We start from the raw sequence: 18,032 nt of genomic DNA, 5'->3' as shown, positions 1-18,032 counted from the left end.
TAGCCCGCTCCGACGGGGACGACGATGTACTGCATGTACATCGTCGTCCCGCCCTCTGTACGTCGCGGCGGTATGCGCGAGGCGACGTGGCTCGGCCGGACTCAGCGACCGAGAGGCGTCATGTCCGCGTAGCGGTCACCGACGGGGGCGTCGAGGGCGCCCAGGCGACCGAGTTGCGCCTCCGTCAGCGTGAGCGCGTCGGCGCCCACGTTCTCCTCGAGGCGTTCCACGCGCCGGGTGCCCGGAATCGGAGCGATGTCGTCACCCTGGGCGAGAAGCCACGCCAAGGCGACCTGAGCGGGAGTCGCCTCGGCCTCCGCAGCGACTTCCTCCACGACCTCGACGATCCGGAGGTTCTGTTCGAGGGCGCCTTCGACGAAGCGGGGGTTCGTCTTGCGGAAGTCATCGTCGCGCAGATCGTCGACCGACCGGATGGCGCCCGTGAGGAAGCCGCGGCCGAGCGGCGAGTAGGGGACGAAGCCGATCCCGAGCTCCCGCAGGACGGGGAGCAGTTCCGCCTCCGGATCGCGGCTCCACAGCGAGTACTCGGTCTGCACCGCGGTGACCGGATGCACCGCGTGGGCTCGACGGATCGTCTCGACCCCCGCCTCCGACAGCCCGTATCCGCGGATCTTCCCCTCCTGCACGAGCTCGGCGAGCGCGCCCGCGGTCTCCTCGACCGGCGTGTCCGGGTCCATGCGGTGCTGATAGTAGAGGTCGATGTAGTCGGTGCGGAGGCGCCGCAGCGACCCCTCGACCGACAGCCTCACGTTGGCCGCAGAGCCGTCGAGCCCCGGCCGATCGCCGTCAGTGTGCCGGATCGTGCCGAACTTCGTGGCGACGATCGCATCGCCGCGCCGCCCGGCGAGCGCGCGCCCGAGCAGTTCCTCGTTCACGTACGGACCGTAGATCTCCGCTGTGTCGAGGAAGTTCACGCCCAGCTCCAGGGCCCGGTGGATCGTGCGCACGCCGCCCTCGTCGTCTTCGCGCGCCCCCGCGTAGAACGCGCTGATGCCCATGAGGCCCAGTCCCAGACGGCCGATGCGAGGGCCTGCGGCGCCGAGGTGAATGGTCTTCATCCGTGTGTCTCCTTCTGCCGATAGACGGCGATCTTGTGGTCGATGGCGGCGAGACTCGCCGTGATCTCGTCGAGTTGGGCGAGCACGTCCGCGCGATGTCGCAGCAGCAGGTCGAGGCGCTCCTCCACCGACGACTCCCCCGCCCGCACCATCTCCGTGTATCTGCGTATGGCCGAGATCGGCATGCCCGTGGAGCGGAGCCGGGTGAGAAACTGCACCCACGTGACGTCCGCCGTGCTGTATCTGCGGTGTGTCGACGACGCCCGGTCGACAGGCGTCAGCATGAGCCCGGCGCGCTCGTAGTAGCGCAACGTGTGAGTCGACAATCCGGTTGCCGCAGCGGCCTCGGAGATCGAGAGTCCTTCGTGGAGGAACGTCATGCCCTCACGCTAGAACTTCGAGTGCACTCCAGGTCAAGCGGGGGGATGCGGCGCCTTTCGAGAGAAGGCTGCCAGCCGTTCCTCGGGTGTCAGCTCGGCCATCTTCGCCACCCATTCCGGAGAGAAGTGCTCGGCGGTCTCGGCGGCCACCACCGGCACCACGGCGTGGGTGATCACGTCGTCATAAACGTGCACCAGGTGGAAGGACTGGCCGGCGTCCATGCCGTTGACCGCTGACGGCGGGCGCTGCAGGTTCATCGTGTAGCAGGTCGCGGCCGCGACGCTGACCGGGATCCCCGCGAACGTGCCGCTGGTGGAGTAATGCAGATGGCCGGCGAGGATGCCGCGTACATCGGAACCCCGCAGCACGGCGGCGAGCTCGTCCTGCCGGCGCAGCTCGAGGATGTCGAAGAAGGGGATGTGTGTGGGCAGCGGCGGGTGGTGGAGGGCGATGAGCGAGCCGTGGGGGGCAGGCTCGGCCAGCACATCGCGCAGCCACGCGAGCTGCGTCTCGTCGAGGTCGCCGTGGTGCCAGCCGGGCACCGACGTGTCGAGCGCGATGAGACGGAGGCCGTCGAGATCCCACACCCCGGTGACCGGGGCGTCGGAGGCCTCTTGGTCGAGGAGCGCGGATCGCAGGGCCGGCCGCTCGTCGTGGTTGCCCGCCACCCAGACGACGGGGGCACCCAGGCGTGCGGCGAAGGGCTCCACTCGACGGCGGAGGTCGCGGTAGGCCTCCGGCTCGCCCAGGTCGGTCAGGTCGCCCGTGAAGACGAGGGCATCGGGGCGGATCCCGGTCCGCTCGATCGCAGCGAGGGTCGCCTCGAGGTTCGTGGCGGTGTCGTACCGGCCTCCCAGCGGAGGGTTGCCCGCGAGCAGATGCGTGTCGCTGAGATGAATGAGGGTCCTCGCCGCGCGGGGATGGCGGCCGAACTGCACCTCGGGGTGCGATCCGCTCCGCGCGGCCCCAGTCGGTGCCGCGTCGCGTCGCGCGGTGTCGTCAGCAGTGCCGTCCATGCTCCCAGCCTAGAAGCCGCCCGGGACAGTCACGGGGCGCCGGCGCGGTGCGATCAGTGCAGCACCAGGAGGAGGAGTCCGCCCAGCACCGCGAGGGCGCAGACGCCGAAAGAGGCGTACGCACCGATCAGCGCGACACGCTTCTGCCCGTCGGTGAGCGGGCTCTTCTTCGCGGCCTTCGCTGCGGCCTTGGCGGCGCGGCGGGCTTCCTTCTCGCTGATGACGGTGATGGCGTCCGTGAACTCGGCGGGCGCGACCACCGGTGCACGGCCGGCACGGACGAGCAGTCGGAGACCGATGGCGTAGAAACCGACGACGAGAGAGGCACCCACGAGCGCAGCGGCGAAGACCGCGAGGAACGCGGCCCAGTCGATCTGGACGATCACTTCTTGCCCCCCTTGCCGTGCGAGCCCTTCTCGGGGGCCTGGCTCTTCGATGCGGCGGCGCGGGCCTTCTCGGCGGCGCGCTTGTCGTCGGCGGCCTTCTTCTTCTCGCCCGCCGCCTTCTTGGCGTCGGCCTTCGCCTTCGCCTTCCGTTCGGCCTTCTGCCGAGCCTCCTCTTCCGCCTTCTGTCGCGCCTGCTCACGCAGGATCGCGCGCTGGCGGCGCGTCGGCGGCGGGTTTCGCTTGACCTTGACGGCGTGGCCGGAGTCGGCGACCTCGCTCATCGCGTTGCCGGCGTGGACCGCGTTGCGGCGCGACCGGGCGAAGATCGCCAGGATGATCACGAGCGCGATCAGCGCGCCCACCGTGACACCCCAGATGTCGCCGAGCCAGACGACGATGAGGGCCGCGGCCGCGCCGACGGCGCCGGCCGCCGGCAGCGTCAGCACCCAGCCGACCGCGATGCGCCCGACCGTGCCCCAGCGCACCTTGGAGCCGCGGCGGCCGAGGCCCGAGCCGATCACCGACCCCGACGCGACCTGCGTCGTCGAGAGGGCGAAGCCGAAGAAGCTGGAAGCGAGGATCGTCGACGCGGTCGACGACTCCGCCGAGAAGCCCTGCGCCGGCTTGACGTCGGTGAGGCCCTTGCCGAGCGTGCGGATGATCCGCCACCCGCCCATGTAGGTGCCGAGGGCGATCGTGAAGGCACACGCGAAGATGACCCAGAACTGCGGATCTGCGTGCTCACGATCCTGCATTCCGGCCGTGATCAACGCCAGCGTGATGACACCCATCGTCTTCTGGGCGTCGTTGGTGCCGTGCGCGAGCGCCACGAGGGAGGAGGTGAAGATCTGCCCCCAGCGGAAACCGTCGCGGCCATCGGGCTTGTTGTCGTACCGCCGTGTGACGGCGTAGGCGATCTTGGTGACGACGAACGCGATGACTCCCGCCGTGAACGGCGCGATGAGCGCCGGCAGCACGACCTTGCTCAGAACGACGCCGAAGTCGATCGCGGCCGCACTCATCGTTCCGACCAGGGTCGCGCCGATCAGCCCGCCGAACAGCGCGTGGGACGAGCTGGAGGGAAGGCCCAGAAGCCACGTGAGCATGTTCCACGTGATGGCGCCGATGAGGCCGGCGAAGATGATCGGGAGGAAGGTCGACGCGTCGATGCCGTCCTCACGGATCATCCCATGCGAGATGGTCTTGGAGACCTCGGTGGACAGGAACGCCCCCACCAGGTTGAGGCCGGCGGCCAGGAGCACGGCGACCTTGGGCTTGAGGGCGCCGGTGGCGATCGGGGTCGCCATGGCGTTCGCCGTGTCGTGGAATCCGTTGGTGAAGTCGAAGAAGAGTGCCAGCGCGATCACCAGCACGACGATGAAGACTGCGGCTTCCACAGTTCGCTTTCCGTCAGGAGGAGTGGGGTGGGCCGACCACTGTCGGCGGCAGCGAACGAAGAGTTCACCGTGGGTTCAGGTTCCGGCAACCGGACGAGGAAAATCCTCGCACATCAGGCGGGGATCTCAGAACACGGGGCGACCGGTGATTTCCGTTCCGTTAGCGTGGGACGGTGAGCACCGCGCAGCCTCCCGTCGCCCCCGCCCGACCGACCACTCGCAGCCACCACGGAGACGACGTCGTCGATCCGTACGAGTGGCTCCGCGCGAAGGACGACGCCGATGTCATCGCGCATCTCGAGGCCGAGAACGCCTACACCGAGGCGCGCACGGCTCACCTGGCGGGGCTGCGTTCCCGCATCTTCGACGAGATCAAGGGCCGAACGCTCGAGACCGACCTGTCCGTCCCGGCGCGCCGCGGCGACTGGTGGTACTACGGGCGCACCGTGGAGGGCAAGCAGTACGGCATCCATTGCCGGGCGCCCCTCGCCTCGCCCGATGACTGGACGCCGCCGGAGCTCGCCGCCGACGTTCCCATCGCCGGGGAGGAGGTTCTCCTCGACGGCAACGTCGAAGCGGACGGCCACGAGTTCTTCTCCCTCGGCAGCCTCGAGGTCTCCACCGACGGCCGCCTCCTGCTCTACGGCGTGGATGTCGAAGGCGATGAGCGCTACACCCTGCGGATCCGCGATCTGGCGTCCGGGACGGACCTGGACGACGTCGTCACCAACACGTCGGCCGGTGCCTCGTTCTCCCCCGATGGCCGGTTCGTCGTCTATACGACGGTCGACGACGCGTGGCGTCCCGACACGGTCTGGCTGCACGAGATCGGCACCTCCGCCGACAGTGACCAGCGCCTCTTCCACGAACCGGACGAGCGCTATTGGGTCGGTGCCGGGTTCACCCGGAGTGACCGTTACCTCATGATCGAGGTGGGGTCTTCGATCACCTCTGAGGAGTTCCTGGTGCCCGCCGACGACCTGCGTGCGCAACCGCGCGTCGTCTGGCCGCGACGGGAGGGCGTGGAGTACTCCGCGACGCATGCGATCGTCGACGGCGAAGACGTCCTCTACGTGCTGCACAACGACGACGCGCTCGACTTCGAGCTCGTGCAGGTGTCGGTCGCCGATCCCTCCGGGGCGCGCCGGGTGGTCCTCCCCCACGTTCCGGGTCGCCGCCTGCTGGATGTCGCGGCCTTCCGCGACTGGGGCGTCGTGTCCTACCGCCGCGACGGGCTCCCGCGGCTCGGCGTGCTCGACTACGTGAGCGCGGCGGTCTCCGAGATCGCCTTCGACGAGCCGCTGTACGCCGTCGGCACCGCGGGCAACCCCGAGTGGGCGCCCCCGCTCCTGCGGATCGGGTACGGATCGTTCACGACGCCCGGGACCGTCTACGACTACGTCATCGCCACCGGCGAGCTGCTGCTACGCAAGCAGCAGCCGGTGCTCGGGGGCTACGACCCCGCCGACTACGGCCAGGAGCGCATCTGGGCGACGGCCGACGACGGCACCCGCATCCCTCTCTCGCTCGTCTGGAAGCGCTCGTTCGGCGCTCCCGGTGACTCCCCGCGCCCCGTGCACCTCTACGGCTACGGCTCGTACGAGCACTCGATCGAGCCGGGCTTCTCGGTCGCCCGACTCTCGGAGCTGGATCGCGGTGTCGTCTTCGCGGTCGCTCACGTGCGCGGCGGAGGCGAGTTGGGCCGGCAATGGTACGAGGACGGCAAGCTGCTGCACAAGCGCAACACCTTCACCGACTTCGTCGCGTGCGCCCGTCATCTCGTCGACGGCGGCTGGACCACGCCTGACCGCCTCGTGGCCGAAGGCGGCTCGGCCGGCGGGCTCTTGATGGGGGCGGTGGCCAACCTCGCCCCGGAGCTGTTCGCGGGCGTGCTCGCCGACGTGCCCTTCGTCGACGCGCTGACGACGATCCTCGACCCGTCTCTCCCCCTCACCGTGATCGAGTGGGACGAATGGGGAGACCCGTTGCACGACGCCGAGGTCTACGCCTACATGAAGTCGTACACCCCGTACGAGAACGTGCGAGAGGGCGTCTCCTATCCCCGCATCCTCGCGACCACCTCGCTCAACGACACGCGGGTGCTGTACGTGGAGCCGGCCAAGTGGGTGGCGCGTCTTCGGGAGGTGGGCGCCGACGCGCTCCTGCGGTGCGAGATGGTCGCGGGCCACGGTGGCGTGAGCGGTCGGTACAACGCGTGGCACCAGCGCGCTTTCGAGCTCGCGTGGCTCCTGGACGTGCTGGGCGTCGCCGACTGACCCATCCCGTCCGCACGGGTGCGCAGGAGTTCTCCGGACTGCAGGAGCCTCTTCACCATGGCGACCTGATCAGCGGATCTTGCCTGATCGGCGGCGGTTGGCCAGTTCTTCCGCCCGCGGGCCTCTCCACTCCCGTGGGTGCGCAGTCCGCACGTCACGCAGACACTCCGCCCCGCCCCGCCCTGGGGAGGAGCCGACGCCGCGGCCGTGGGGAGCCGCCGGGCACACACACCGCAGGCGATCTCTCCTGGACAGGAGACTCTCCAGCGGAGAGTCCTGTGCAGCAGAGATCGCCTGCGTGGCGCTGGTCCCGCTCAGCCGAACAGGGCGGCTGCTTCCTCGTAGCGGTACAGCGGCACGGTGTTGAGTTCACCGAGGGCTTCGGCGAAGGGAACCCGGACGATGTCGGTGCCCTTCATCGAGACCATCTCGCCCCACGCACCCTCGACCACGGCATCGGCGGCATGGAGACCGAGACGAGTCGCAAGGACGCGGTCGAACGCGGACGGTGACCCGCCCCGCTGGATGTGGCCGAGCACCGTGGCGCGGGTCTCGATGCCCGTGATGCGCTCGATCTCCGGAGCGAGCACCTCGCCGATGCCACCGAGGCGCGGCCGGTTGAAGGCGTCGAGCCCCTTGTCGCTGAAGGCCTCGTCCTGACCGATGAGCTTGAATCCCTCGGAGACCACCACCAGCGGCGCACGCCCGCGATCGTGGGCCTTCTGCACCTGGGCCGCGATGTCGTCGAGCGACATGGGCACCTCCGGGATGCAGATGACGTGGGCGCCCGACGCGATCCCCGAATGCAGCGCGATCCATCCGACATGGCGGCCCATGACTTCGGCGACCATGCAGCGCTGGTGGGAGTCGCCCGTGGTGCGGAGGCGGTCCATGGCGTCGGTCGCGATGTTGACGGCCGTGTCGAAGCCGAACGAGTAGTCCGTCGCCCGCAGATCGTTGTCGATCGTCTTGGGGACGCCCATGACGTTGATCCCGTCGCCCCACAGCCTGTTGGCTGCCGCGAGAGTCCCCTCGCCACCGATCGCGATGATTCCGTCGATGTGGTGCCCGTAGAGCGTCTTCGCGATGTTCTCGGCGCCGCCGCGCGGTCCCTCGTAGGGGTTGGTGCGGCTGGTGCCGAGGATCGTGCCGCCGACCTTGGACAGACCCTTCACCTCGTGGCGCGTGAGCGGGAAGAAGTCGCCGTCGACGACGCCTCGCCAGCCGTCGCGGATTCCCACGAACTCGATGTTGTAGTTGGTCGTGCCCTTGAGCACGACGCCGCGGATGACGGCGTTCAGACCGGGGCAGTCGCCGCCGCTGGTGAGGATGCCGATCTTCATGGGGAGATCCTTCGGGTGTGTCGATGATTCGGGTGTTCCGAGCGGCACCATTGCCTCGCACCGACCCTATCGCCGGATGCGTGGCGGTGCCAGCGAGCCCGCCGTCGATAAACGGCGGGGCTCAGAACGCCCCCAAGGCCTGCCGGAGCAGGTGCATGAGTGCGGACAACTGGACCGAGTCGCTGGAGGTCGGGTCGAGCTGATCGCCGTCGAGGGCGCGCTGCGCGAGGCCCTGTTTGGAGTCGATGAGCTCGGCGATCTTCGTGTCGATCGTGTGGGCCGCGATGATCCGCCACGCCGTGACCGGCTCGTCCTGACCGATCCGGTGCACCCGGTCGATCGCCTGCGTCTGCTCGGCCGCCGTCCACGACAGCTCCGCCAGGACGACGTTGGAGGCGGCCTGCATGTTCAGACCGACGCCGGCCGCCGTCAACGAACAGACGGCGATGGCCACGTCGGGATCCCCGTTGAACGCGTCGATCGCCTGCTGGCGGGCCGGGGTGGACTGGTCGCCTCGAATCGACACGGTACGCAGGCCTGCCGCCGCGAAGTGCGCTTCTGCGGCATCCATCACGTCGATGTGCTTCGCGAAGAAGACGACCTTGCCGACCGAGCGCTGCAGCTGCACGGCGTAGTCGGCCGCCAGGAGTGCCTTGGCCTGACCGATCTTGCGCACCATCGTGAACACGTTGTCGGCACCGGTTCCCGCGGCCTTGGACTCCTCGAGCTCGCCGTGGGCGACGAGCCGGACGATGTCCTCGTCGATGTCGTCGAGGACGACGGTGTCGCCGCGCGCCTCGATGATCCGGCGGTACTTGGCGGCCAGGCGCTGACCGAGCTCCTGCTCGGCGGCCCGGATGGAGCGACCGAACTCGTCGTCGAGCTCCACCGGGAGGTCGGCGATGAGCTTGTCGGGCAGGTCGGCGGCGACGTCCTTCTTCTTGCGCCGCACGATCCCGAGCGAGATGACGGCGTCGCGCGCCTCGGGGTAGAAGGCCTTGTCGGCCGGAGTGAGGCCGGTCGCGTCGAGCTTGGCCATGAGCTCCGGACCGGGCTTCTCGCCGTTGGTCCAGCCGAGGAAGCGCCAGATCGCGTCGAAGTCCTCGACGTCGTTGATGAGCGGCGTGCCGGTCAGCGCGAGCATCAGCGGGTCGCGGACCTGCTCACGGATGCGGCCGGCCAGCGCGAGCACGTTCTGCGAACGCTGCGAGGTGAGGTTCTTGATGAAGTGCGCCTCGTCGACCACCATCCCTCGCAGACCCAACGAGCCGAGCCACGAGAGGTGCCGGTCGAGGACCTCATAGTTGACGATGAACACGTCGGCGAACGCATCCACCGTGTCGCCGTCGCCGTGGATGACGGTCGCCCGCCGCTGCGGTGTCCAGCGCTCCACCTCGCGCGCCCAGTTCATCTTCACGACGTTGGGGACGACGGCAAGGAGCGGATAGGCGTCGGCCACCGAGGCCGCGAGGACGGACTCCGCCGTCTTCCCCAGACCCGGCTCGTCGGCCAGCAGGAACGACCGATGTCCGGCTCGCACCGCCTCCAGGAAGCGGGACTGGTGCGCCATGATCTCCAGCCCCTTGGGAGAGAGGCGGTCGAACTCGGGCACCGGCGGAAGCTCCATCGACGCGGCTCCACCCCCGGCACCCATCTCGAACGCCTTGTAGAGGGGACCCATGAGCTCCCAGCCGTCGAGACGGCGACGCGGCGCCTCGGCGGGCGCCCGCAGCGCGAGGTCGGGCGCCAGGAAGGGGTTGGCCTCACGGCGCGCCTCGATCTGGGGCGGCACCACCTGCCGGTCGGCCAGGGCGGCGGGCACGACAGGAGCCTGCACCGGCGCGACGTCGGTGATGATGAGCTCGTCGTCGGCAAGCTCGGCGCCCGACTCCAACAGCCAGTCTCGGCGCATGCGGCGGGCCACCGGCGAGGTGGCCTGGTCCACTTCGAGCAGCTGGATCAGCGAGGTGTCTCGCGCGGCCGTCTTGGCGAGGATCGTCGCGACGCCATCGAGGCGCTTGAGCAGCTCGGCACGGGTCGCGGCGGGGATCTCGGCCTCCGCCTTCACCCGGGCCCGCTCCTCGCGCACGAGGAACGCGATCACCTGGAACTTGACGCGGTTGGTCGGGCCGAGCTTGCCGCGCTGGGCCTTGGCCTCCACCTCGCGCACCTTGCGCGCGAGAATCGGGATGAGGGGGGCCTCGTCGTCTCGACGGGCCGAAGATCCCCGACGACGGCGCGCGCCTGCCTTGGCGGCGGTCGAGGTTCCGGAAAGTGCCGTGGTCGGCATGCTCCTCCTGAGCGTAGAGACCGGCCGAAGCCGGTGATGCCCGTCGTGCCACGATCGGGCGGTCGGGTCTGCGGCGGGATGCCGCGTCGTGAGGCGGGATCTGATCCCCCCGGCTGCGGGTACTCGCTTCTGCGAGCTGCGGCGACGGCGGAACGAAACCTCTCGACGATTGTAGCGCCTGTCCGGCCGCGGCGTGGGAGGAAAGGCCCACGCCCGTGCGCGAAGCGGGTCGGACTCAGACGCCGAGCGCGACGCGCGTGCGGTCCACGTCGTCGGCCATCTGCGCCTGGAGGGCCTCCACGCCCTCGAAGGCGACCATGCCGCGGATGCGCTGCGAGAACTGCACCTGTACGCGGTGCCCGTAGAGATCGAGGTCGCTCTCGTCGAGCACGTACGCCTCGACCTGCCGCTGCTCGACGTCGTCGAAGGTCGGGTTGGTGCCCACGGAGATGGCCGCCGGATACCGGGTCACGGCGTGCCCTGCCTCTCCCGGCGCGCCCTCGTCGACGAGCCAGCCCGCATAGACCCCGTCAGCGGGAACGAAGCCTTCGGCGTCGGCCGACAGATTGGCGGTCGGATATCCCAGCTCGCGCCCGCGCTGGAGCCCGTGCACCACGCGCCCGCGCATCGTGTGAGCTCGACCCAGCAGCCGCGCCGCACCTTCGACGTCTCCCGATCGCAGAGATTCGCGCACCCAGGTGGACGAGACCCGACGCCCGGCCCCCTGCACGTCTCCGACGACGTCGACGGCGAAACCGTGCTCGGCGCCCATCCGTGCGAGGAAGTCCGGATCGCCCTCCCCGCCCCGACCGAAGCGGAAGTCGTCGCCCACCATGACGGTCACGGCGCGAAGCCCCTCGACGAGCACGCGCTCGACGAACTCCCTCGCCCCGAGACCGGCCAGCTCCGCGTCGAAACGCAGCACGAGCGTCGCATCGACGCCTTCGTCCGCGAGGAGGTCGAGCTTCTGAACGAGGCTCGACAGGGGCTCGGGACAGCGCTCCGGGCTGAGGAAGCTGAGCGGGTTGCGGTCGAAGGTCACGGCGACGACGCGGGCATCGGTGCCCGCCGCCTCGATCCGAGCACGGGCGACCACGGCGCGGTGTCCGGAGTGCACGCCGTCGAACTTGCCGATCGCGACGACCGTCCGGCCGAAGTCTGCGGGGACCTCGGCGACATCATGGAAGACGATCACCAGGACGACCTCTCCTCAACCAGCTCAGGCTCGGCGGACGTCTCTCTCCCGCCTCGGGCGAGCCACCACAGGCCGAGAACGGGGAGGACGAGCGGCACCCAGAAGTAGCCGTAGCCGAACCCTGACCACACCGTGGCGTCGTGGGCGAACAGCTCGGGAACCACGAGACTCAAGGTCCCGACGACCACGACCCCCGCCAACTCGAAGCAGATCGCCACCCAGGCGACGACGTACCAGGCGCGGGACCCGGACTTCACCAACGCGACGGTCGCGAGGATGTAGACGACAGCGGCCGCCGCCGAAAGGAGATAGGCGACGGGGGCGGCCGAGAAGTCCTGCACGATCTGCACGAACGAACGGCCCGTGGCGGCGAGCGCCATGATGGCGTACACGACGACGAGCACACGACCGATTCCGGTCATTCGGGGGCGCGACGAAGACATGACCAGTCAATGATAGGCGGGCGTCGCTGCCGTGGGCGTCACAGGCCCGGTCCGGAGAATGCGCGGGCGATCACGCCAGTTGCACGGTCCAGATGACCTGCATGCGCCACACCATCACCGCCACTGCGAGGGCCGCGATGCCCATGATCACCGTGCTCCAGCGGCTGCGCTCCAGCAGCGCCCAGGCGACGGCGGCGGGAGGGAGGAGAACAGCCGACACCAGGTAGACCCAGAACTCCAGCGGGCTTCCCGTCGCCGGGTTACCGGCGAACGGAGCGATGATGCTCATGACGACCTGCGCGATCAGGAGCAGGAGGATCAGTGCGAGCCCGCCGACGGTCACATCGCCGGGGCGTCTGCCCGCGAGTCCCGCGACGACGCACACGAGCCCGACCACGACCGCCACGCCGATCAGGACGAGCGTGAACCACAGGATCATCCGGCCTCCTCGGGCATGTTCATGAGGCTCTTGAGGTCGCTCCCCCGCCGTTCGAGGATCCCGACCAGTCGCCCCGAGGGGTCGATCGCGGCGCTGATGGGGCCCGGGATGCGATCGGCGGCGCCGAGCAGCCGTTTCCCGTGGCGGAGGTCTCGTGCCTCGTCGGAGGAGACCTCGAGCGCACCGAGCACGCGTCGAGCGACGTCCGCCTCGTCGAGAAGCGGCAGGTCAGCGGTGACGTCGGTCGCTGCGTCCGCCACCGCGAACGGTCCGATCCGCGTGCGGCGGAGCGCCGTGAGGTGCCCACCGATCCCCGCGTGAGCACCGAGGTCCCGCGCAAGGGCGCGGATGTAGGTGCCGCTGGAGCAGTCGACGCTCACGTCGAGGTCGATCGTGCCGGCATCAGCGTCACGGCGGACGCGGGAGACGGCGAAGCGCGACACGGTGACCTCGCGCGCCGCCAACTCGACGTCCTGGCCGGAGCGGGCGAGGTCGTAGGCCCGCTTCCCCCCGATCTTGATGGCCGACACCCTGCTGGGCACCTGGGAGATCCTCCCGGTCAACGTCGCGACGCCCGCAGCGATCGCGTCATCGGAGACCGCGGCCACCACCTCGGCGGACGCCCGCGCGGTCTCGGCGCCGTCGGCGTCGTCGGAGTCGGTGCTCACCCCGAGGCGAATGGTGGCCTCGTAGGTCTTGTCGAGTCCGACGATGAAGGTGAGCAGGCGCGTGGCGCTTCCCACTCCGAGGACGAGAAGCCCCGTGGCCATCGGATCCAACGTGCCCGCGTGGCCGATCTTGCGGATGTCGAGCGCGCGACGCGCGCGGGCGACGACGTCGTGGCTGGTCATGCCGCCGGGCTTGTCCACGAGGGCGATGCCCCGCGGCACACTTCGCTCCCCGGCCGTCGAGGCGCTCAACAGAAGTCCTGGTAGACGCGGGACGGGGCGGCGGGGTCGGTGTTGTCGACGATCACCGATGCGGCAGCGCGGGGGCGGGCGTCCTTCAGATAGAGTTCCTGACCCTCGCGGTAGCGGCGGTTGCTCTCGGCCGCCGGGTCGGGATCGGTTCCGTCCCGCTCCGCCATGCGGGCATATCGAACGTCGAGAGGGGCATCGAGCCAGATCGACCAGTGCCAGATGCCGCGCAGTTCCGGACGGTGCAGGAACATCCCGTCGACGATGAGCACGGCGTCGCGGGGAGCGGTGACCCACTCGGCGGGGCGGGGCTCGTCACGCACGAGGTCGAACGCGGCCAGCTGGAAGCCCGCGTCGGGGGTTGCCCCGGAGCGGAACGGGTCGATCAGCACACGCCGGAAGGTCGCCTCGTCGTATGAGTCACGGTAAAAACCCTCGGGCGAGGTGCGGCCCCGGGCATAGCGTTCGGCGCGGGGGCGGTGGAAGTCGTCCATCGACGCGCGGAAGACCGCCGATCCGTCCTCGCGGAACACCGCCGCGAGGTTGTCGGCGAAGCGCGTCTTGCCGGCGCCGTCTTCGCCGTCCACGGCGATCATCACGCGCCCGCGCGGGTACGTGCGGCGGGCTTCGTCGCGGAGGGCACGCCACAGCGTGGCAGCGGGGGTGACGGGCAGGCGCACCCGACCAGCCTAGGCGACGGGACGTAGGCTGAGAGGATGCCCGACCTCGCGACGCCGCTGATCGCGTGGTACCGGGATCACGCGCGAGACTTGCCGTGGCGCGCTCCGGGCTTCGGGGCGTGGGGCGTGCTGGTCAGCGAGTTCATGCTGCAGCAGACGCCCGTCGCCCGCGTCATTCCCCGACTCGAGGCGTGGCTGGACCGCTGGCCGACTCCGGCGGCACTGGCCGCCGCGCCACCCGCGGACGCGGTGATGCAATGGGCAAACCTCGGCTACCCCCGTCGGGCGTTGTGGCTCCACCGAGCCGCGGTGCAGATCACCTCACGACACGGCGGTGTCGTGCCGCGCGACGTGGACGCCCTCCTCGCGCTGACCGGGATCGGCGACTACACGGCGCGGGCGGTCGCGGTCTTCGCCTACGGCGACCGACATCCCGTTGTCGACACGAACACGCGGCGGGTGCTGGCTCGCGCTGTCGACGGGCGCGCACAGCCCGGCCCGCCCAGCCGCGGCGATCTCGCCGCGATGACCGCGATCCTCCCCGACGACGACACAGCGGCAGCCGTCGTCAATGCAGCCGCCATGGAGCTCGGGGCCGTCGTCTGCACCGCGCGAGTGCCCCACTGCGACCGGTGTCCGCTCGCCGCATTCTGCGCCTGGCGCGCCGCCGGCTACCCCGATACCGGCGACACCCGCCGCAAGCAGGCGCGGTACGAAGGGAGCGACCGTCAGGCCCGCGGCGCGGTGCTGAAGACGCTGCGCGATGCGGCGCCGGACGCCCACCCGCTGGACCAACTCGCGACGGACTGGCCCGACGCCGGTCAGCGCGACCGCGCCATCGACTCCCTCGTAGCCGACGGCTTGATCGAGGTGGAGGGCGGGGTGGCGCGGCTCCCGCGCTGAGCTCCGTCGGCTGGTTTTCCCGGCCCGTGAGCCATCGATGCCGCCGAGGTAGGGCGTAACCTGCGCGGCATGAGAACCCTCATCGTGGTCGAGTCTCAGTTCGGGAACACGCTCGAGGTGGCCGAGGCGGTCGCGGCCGGTCTTCGGGAGACGGGATCGGCCACGGTCGTACCGGTCGCCGAAGCCCCGAGGACGTTGCCGGACGACATCGATCTGCTCCTCGTGGGCGGACCGACGCACGCATTCTCGATGTCGCGCCCGGCGACCCGAGAGGCAGCCAAGACCGACGGCGGCGCGGGAACTCCGACGGGCATCCGCGAGTGGCTGGACTCCCTGCCCACGCCGCTTCCGGTGCCCCGCATCGCGACGTTCGGCACGAAGCAGGGTCACAGCCGCTGGGGCGGGTCGGCGGCAGCAGCCGCAGCGAAAGCGGTCCGCCAACACGCCACCGTTCCCGCGGAGAACGTGGACTTCTTCGTGACCGGCAAGAGCGGCCCGCTGGAGCCCGGCGAACTCGACCGGGCGACCGCGTGGGGCCGCGAGCTGTCGCGCTGAGTCCGTGTCGCGCTGACGCGGGACGGATCAGTCCTCGTCGGCCTCGCGCGGCTTGACGTAGGGGTCCTCATCGCCGGCGTAGCTGGCGCCGGTCGCGATTCCCGCCACCGCAGCGTCTCGCTCCCGCGCCTCGCGGAGGAGGTCTTCGATGTGACCGGCGTTCTCCGGAAGCGCATCGTGGATGAACTCCAGCGTCGGAGTGAGCCGCACACCGAGCTTGCGACCGACTTCGCTGCGGAGCATTCCCGTTGCCGCGGTCAGGGCAGCGGCGGAGTCGGCACGCTCCTGGTCGGAGCCGTACACCGTGTAGAACACGGACGCGTGCTGCAGGTCGCCCGTGACGCGCACGTCGGTGATGGTCACGAACCCGAGCCGCGGGTCGCGCAGCCCCTTCTCGAGACGCTCGGCGATGAGCACGCGAATGCGGTCAGCCAGTCGAGCCTGACGTTCCGAAGCCATTTCCTTCTCCTTCTTCCACTCGCCCCGCCTGCCCGGCGAGATACATCGCGGCGCTCGGCGGAGGCTGGAGGATTCGGATGCCCGACCGAGGCAATTGGGGCCGGGGCCCCACTCTTGCCGAGGGCGGGCATCCGAATCCGGAAGCCATAGCCGAGCGACCGGGGTGGTCAGCCGCGCGGCTTCTCGACCATTTCGGTGGTCTCGATCTCGTCGCCCACCTGGATGTCGTTGTACTTGCCGAGCCCGATACCGGCCTCGAAGTCGGTACGGACCTCGGTGACGTCGTCCTTGAAACGACGCAGCGACTCGATGGCCAGGCCATCGGCGATGACGACGCCGTCGCGGATGACGCGGGCCTTGGCGTTGCGGGTAATGGTTCCCGAGCGCACGATGACACCGGCGATGTTTCCGAACTTGGAGGAGCGGAACACCTCGCGGATCTCGGCGACACCCGACTGGACCTCTTCGTACTCCGGCTTGAGGAGACCCTTGAGGGACTGCTCCACGTCGTCGATCGCGTTGTAGATGACGGAGTAGAAGCGCACGTCCACACCTTCGCGGGCCGCACGCTCGCGGGCCTTGGTGTCGGGGCGGACGTTGAAGCCGATCACGATGGCGTTGTCGATCGTGGCCAGGTTGATGTCGGACTCGGTGATCGCACCGACACCGCGGTGGATGATCCGCAGCTGCACCGAGTCGTCGACCTCGATCTTGAGGAGCGACTCCTCCAGCGCCTCGACGGCACCGGACACGTCGCCCTTGATGATGAGGTTGAGCGACTCGACCTTGCCCTCTTCGAGAGCGCGGGTGAAGTCCTCGAGCGAAATACGCTTGCGCGCCTTGGCCAGCTGGGCGTTGCGCTCGGCGGCTTCCCGCTTCTCGGCGATCTGCCGCGCCGTGCGGTCCTCTTCCGTGACGATGAAGACGTCACCGGCACGCGGCACCGAGTTCAGACCCTGCACCTGCACGGGACGCGACGGGTAGGCCTCTTCGACCGGCTCGCCGTTCTCGTCGATCATGGCGCGAACGCGTCCGTAGGCGGTACCGGCGACGATCGCGTCGCCGACGCGGAGCGTTCCGGACTGGATCAGCACCGTGGCGACCGAACCGCGGCCCTTGTCGAGCTTCGCTTCGATCGCGACACCGCGCGCCGCCTTGTTCGGGTTGGCCGTGAGGTCCAGTCCGGCGTCGGCGGTCAGGAGCACAGCGTCCAGGAGATCCTGGATGCCGGTGCCCTGTCGGGCCGACACGTCGACGAACATGACGTCGCCGCCGTACTCCTCGGCGACCAGACCGTACTCCGTGAGCTGCTGGCGCACCTTGGCCGGGTTGGCCTCGGGCTTGTCGACCTTGTTGACCGCCACGACGATCGGAACCTCGGCCGCCTGGGCGTGATTGAGCGCCTCGACAGTCTGCGGCATGATGCCGTCGTCGGCGGCGACCACGAGGATTGCGATATCGGTGACCTGCGCACCACGGGCACGCATGGCGGTGAACGCCTCGTGACCGGGGGTGTCGATGAAGGTGATGGCGCGCTCGATGTTGTCGTGCTCGGTCCACACCTGGTAGGCACCGATGTGCTGCGTGATGCCACCGGCCTCGCCCGCCACGACGTTCGTCTGACGGATCGCGTCGAGAAGCCGCGTCTTACCGTGGTCGACGTGACCCATGACGGTGACGACGGGCGGACGGATCTCGAGGTCGTCCTCGCTCTCCGCTTCGAGTTCGGCGTCGAGGTCGAGACCGAAGCCTTCGAGGAGCTCCTTGTCCTCGTCCTCGGGCGAGACCATCTGGATCTTGTAGCCGAGTTCGGCTCCGAGGACCTCGAACGTGGCCTCGTCGAGCGACTCCGTGGCCGTGGCCATCTCCCCCAGGTTGAAGAGGATGGTCACGAGCGTGCCGGGCTGGACCGTGTAGCCGTTGAGCGCCTCGAGCTTGTCGGCGAAGTCGGCGATCGATGCGCCGCGGCGCAGGCGAATGATCTCGCCGTTGCCCTTCTGGACGTTGACGCCGCCGACGACCGGCGCCGACCGCATCTCGAACTCTTGCCGCTTCGCCCGACGCGACTTGCGCTGCTTGGACTTGCCGCCGCCCTTGCCGAACGCTCCCGCCGTGCCGCCGCCGGGACCGCGGCCACGACCGCCGCCCCCGCCGGGCCGACCGGCGAAACCGCCGGGCGCGCCGCCGGGACGCTGGAATCCGCCACCGGCGCCACCGGGACGACCGGGACCGCCGGGACGCTGCTGGAAGGGAGCACCGGGACGACCGCCGCC

17 protein-coding genes are annotated in these 18,032 nt (G+C 69.7%); 3 read left to right on the top strand and 14 right to left on the bottom strand.

The features are described 5' to 3' along the window. Nucleotides 1-101 precede the first annotated feature (101 nt). From AVP41_RS07675 to AVP41_RS07655, 5 genes are read right to left on the bottom strand one after another with little or no spacing between them, the layout of a single operon-like run. The gene (locus AVP41_RS07675; protein WP_067162943.1) at nucleotides 102-1,079 is read right to left on the bottom strand and encodes an aldo/keto reductase; all 978 of its coding nucleotides are present in this window, start codon (nucleotides 1,077-1,079) and stop codon (nucleotides 102-104) included. Further along, complete coding sequence (locus AVP41_RS07670) at nucleotides 1,076-1,459, bottom strand: MerR family transcriptional regulator (protein ID WP_067162940.1); 384 nt, start codon at nucleotides 1,457-1,459, stop codon at nucleotides 1,076-1,078. The genes AVP41_RS07675 and AVP41_RS07670 overlap by 4 nt, the downstream gene beginning before the upstream one ends. A gap of 33 nt (nucleotides 1,460-1,492) precedes the next feature. Continuing rightward, nucleotides 1,493-2,476, bottom strand: a complete 984-nt coding sequence (locus AVP41_RS07665; protein WP_067162938.1) for a phosphodiesterase — start codon at nucleotides 2,474-2,476, stop codon at nucleotides 1,493-1,495. A 53-nt stretch (nucleotides 2,477-2,529) separates the two neighbouring features. Continuing rightward, entirely contained in the window at nucleotides 2,530-2,862 is a 333-nt protein-coding gene (locus AVP41_RS07660) for a peptidase (protein ID WP_067162935.1), read from the bottom strand. After that, complete coding sequence (locus AVP41_RS07655) at nucleotides 2,859-4,259, bottom strand: inorganic phosphate transporter (RefSeq protein WP_067162933.1); 1,401 nt, start codon at nucleotides 4,257-4,259, stop codon at nucleotides 2,859-2,861. Before AVP41_RS07655 ends, AVP41_RS07660 begins: the two co-directional genes overlap by 4 nt. Nucleotides 4,260-4,432: 173 nt before the next feature. Here AVP41_RS07655 and AVP41_RS07650 point away from each other — a divergent pair, with 173 nt between their 5' ends. Then, nucleotides 4,433-6,535 carry a S9 family peptidase gene (locus AVP41_RS07650; protein ID WP_067162931.1) on the top strand — a complete coding sequence of 701 codons (2,103 nt, stop codon included), beginning with the start codon at nucleotides 4,433-4,435 and terminating at the stop codon, nucleotides 6,533-6,535. Between the two features lie 314 nt (nucleotides 6,536-6,849). Here the strand turns inward: AVP41_RS07650 and AVP41_RS07645 are convergent, their stop codons facing one another. From AVP41_RS07645 to AVP41_RS07615, 7 genes are all read right to left on the bottom strand, one after another. Next, nucleotides 6,850-7,878, bottom strand: coding sequence for a 6-phosphofructokinase (locus tag AVP41_RS07645; protein WP_067162928.1), 1,029 nt, complete (start codon nucleotides 7,876-7,878; stop codon nucleotides 6,850-6,852). 121 nt (nucleotides 7,879-7,999) lie between these two features. After that, the gene (locus tag AVP41_RS07640) at nucleotides 8,000-10,168 is read right to left on the bottom strand and encodes a DEAD/DEAH box helicase (RefSeq protein ID WP_067162926.1); all 2,169 of its coding nucleotides are present in this window, start codon (nucleotides 10,166-10,168) and stop codon (nucleotides 8,000-8,002) included. 235 nt (nucleotides 10,169-10,403) lie between these two features. Continuing rightward, on the bottom strand, nucleotides 10,404-11,363 hold the full coding sequence (locus AVP41_RS07635; RefSeq protein WP_067162924.1) for a bifunctional riboflavin kinase/FAD synthetase: 960 nt from the start codon (nucleotides 11,361-11,363) through the stop codon (nucleotides 10,404-10,406). Beyond that, a complete protein-coding gene (locus AVP41_RS07630) occupies nucleotides 11,360-11,806 on the bottom strand; it encodes a hypothetical protein (protein ID WP_067162922.1) in 447 nt (148 codons plus the stop codon). The genes AVP41_RS07635 and AVP41_RS07630 overlap by 4 nt, the downstream gene beginning before the upstream one ends. A gap of 70 nt (nucleotides 11,807-11,876) precedes the next feature. Then, a complete protein-coding gene (locus AVP41_RS07625; protein WP_067162920.1) occupies nucleotides 11,877-12,245 on the bottom strand; it encodes a hypothetical protein in 369 nt (122 codons plus the stop codon). After that, a complete protein-coding gene (gene truB / locus AVP41_RS07620; protein WP_269454413.1) occupies nucleotides 12,242-13,165 on the bottom strand; it encodes a tRNA pseudouridine(55) synthase TruB in 924 nt (307 codons plus the stop codon). The genes AVP41_RS07625 and truB overlap by 4 nt, the downstream gene beginning before the upstream one ends. Further along, nucleotides 13,162-13,842, bottom strand: coding sequence for a uridine kinase (locus tag AVP41_RS07615; protein WP_067162917.1), 681 nt, complete (start codon nucleotides 13,840-13,842; stop codon nucleotides 13,162-13,164). Before AVP41_RS07615 ends, truB begins: the two co-directional genes overlap by 4 nt. 36 nt (nucleotides 13,843-13,878) lie before the next feature. Between AVP41_RS07615 and AVP41_RS07610 the strand changes: the two genes are divergently transcribed. Then, the gene (locus tag AVP41_RS07610) at nucleotides 13,879-14,745 is read left to right on the top strand and encodes an adenine glycosylase (RefSeq protein WP_067162915.1); all 867 of its coding nucleotides are present in this window, start codon (nucleotides 13,879-13,881) and stop codon (nucleotides 14,743-14,745) included. A 69-nt stretch (nucleotides 14,746-14,814) separates the two neighbouring features. Next, on the top strand, nucleotides 14,815-15,300 hold the full coding sequence (locus AVP41_RS07605; RefSeq protein ID WP_067162912.1) for a flavodoxin family protein: 486 nt from the start codon (nucleotides 14,815-14,817) through the stop codon (nucleotides 15,298-15,300). Between the two features lie 27 nt (nucleotides 15,301-15,327). Here AVP41_RS07605 and rbfA read toward each other — a convergent pair whose 3' ends face one another. Both rbfA and infB read right to left on the bottom strand, forming a co-directional pair. Then, nucleotides 15,328-15,759: a 30S ribosome-binding factor RbfA gene (gene rbfA / locus AVP41_RS07600; protein ID WP_067162910.1), complete on the bottom strand. Its 432-nt coding sequence runs from the start codon at nucleotides 15,757-15,759 to the stop codon at nucleotides 15,328-15,330. Between the two features lie 167 nt (nucleotides 15,760-15,926). Then, nucleotides 15,927-18,032 (bottom strand): translation initiation factor IF-2 (gene infB, locus AVP41_RS07595; protein ID WP_067162908.1); only part of this gene is annotated, 2,106 nt, incomplete at its 5' end.

The organism is Microbacterium sp. TNHR37B (genome assembly GCF_001620065.1).
GTDB lineage: Bacteria > Actinomycetota > Actinomycetes > Actinomycetales > Microbacteriaceae > Microbacterium.
This window is presented reverse-complemented; position numbering and strand designations above follow the sequence as displayed.

Bases quoted from the DNA above. Each gene is read 5' to 3' on its own strand.
- AVP41_RS07630 (WP_067162922.1), bottom strand. From the start codon at position 11,806: ATGTCTTCGTCGCGCCCCCGAATGACCGGAATCGGTCGTGTGCTCGTC.
- rbfA (WP_067162910.1), bottom strand. From the start codon at position 15,759: ATGGCTTCGGAACGTCAGGCTCGACTGGCTGACCGCATTCGCGTGCTC.
- AVP41_RS07645 (WP_067162928.1), bottom strand. From the start codon at position 7,878: ATGAAGATCGGCATCCTCACCAGCGGCGGCGACTGCCCCGGTCTGAAC.
- AVP41_RS07605 (WP_067162912.1), top strand. From the start codon at position 14,815: ATGAGAACCCTCATCGTGGTCGAGTCTCAGTTCGGGAACACGCTCGAG.
- AVP41_RS07625 (WP_067162920.1), bottom strand. From the start codon at position 12,245: ATGATCCTGTGGTTCACGCTCGTCCTGATCGGCGTGGCGGTCGTGGTC.
- AVP41_RS07610 (WP_067162915.1), top strand. From the start codon at position 13,879: ATGCCCGACCTCGCGACGCCGCTGATCGCGTGGTACCGGGATCACGCG.
- AVP41_RS07665 (WP_067162938.1), bottom strand. From the start codon at position 2,476: ATGGACGGCACTGCTGACGACACCGCGCGACGCGACGCGGCACCGACT.
- AVP41_RS07675 (WP_067162943.1), bottom strand. From the start codon at position 1,079: ATGAAGACCATTCACCTCGGCGCCGCAGGCCCTCGCATCGGCCGTCTG.
- AVP41_RS07640 (WP_067162926.1), bottom strand. From the start codon at position 10,168: ATGCCGACCACGGCACTTTCCGGAACCTCGACCGCCGCCAAGGCAGGC.
- AVP41_RS07670 (WP_067162940.1), bottom strand. From the start codon at position 1,459: ATGACGTTCCTCCACGAAGGACTCTCGATCTCCGAGGCCGCTGCGGCA.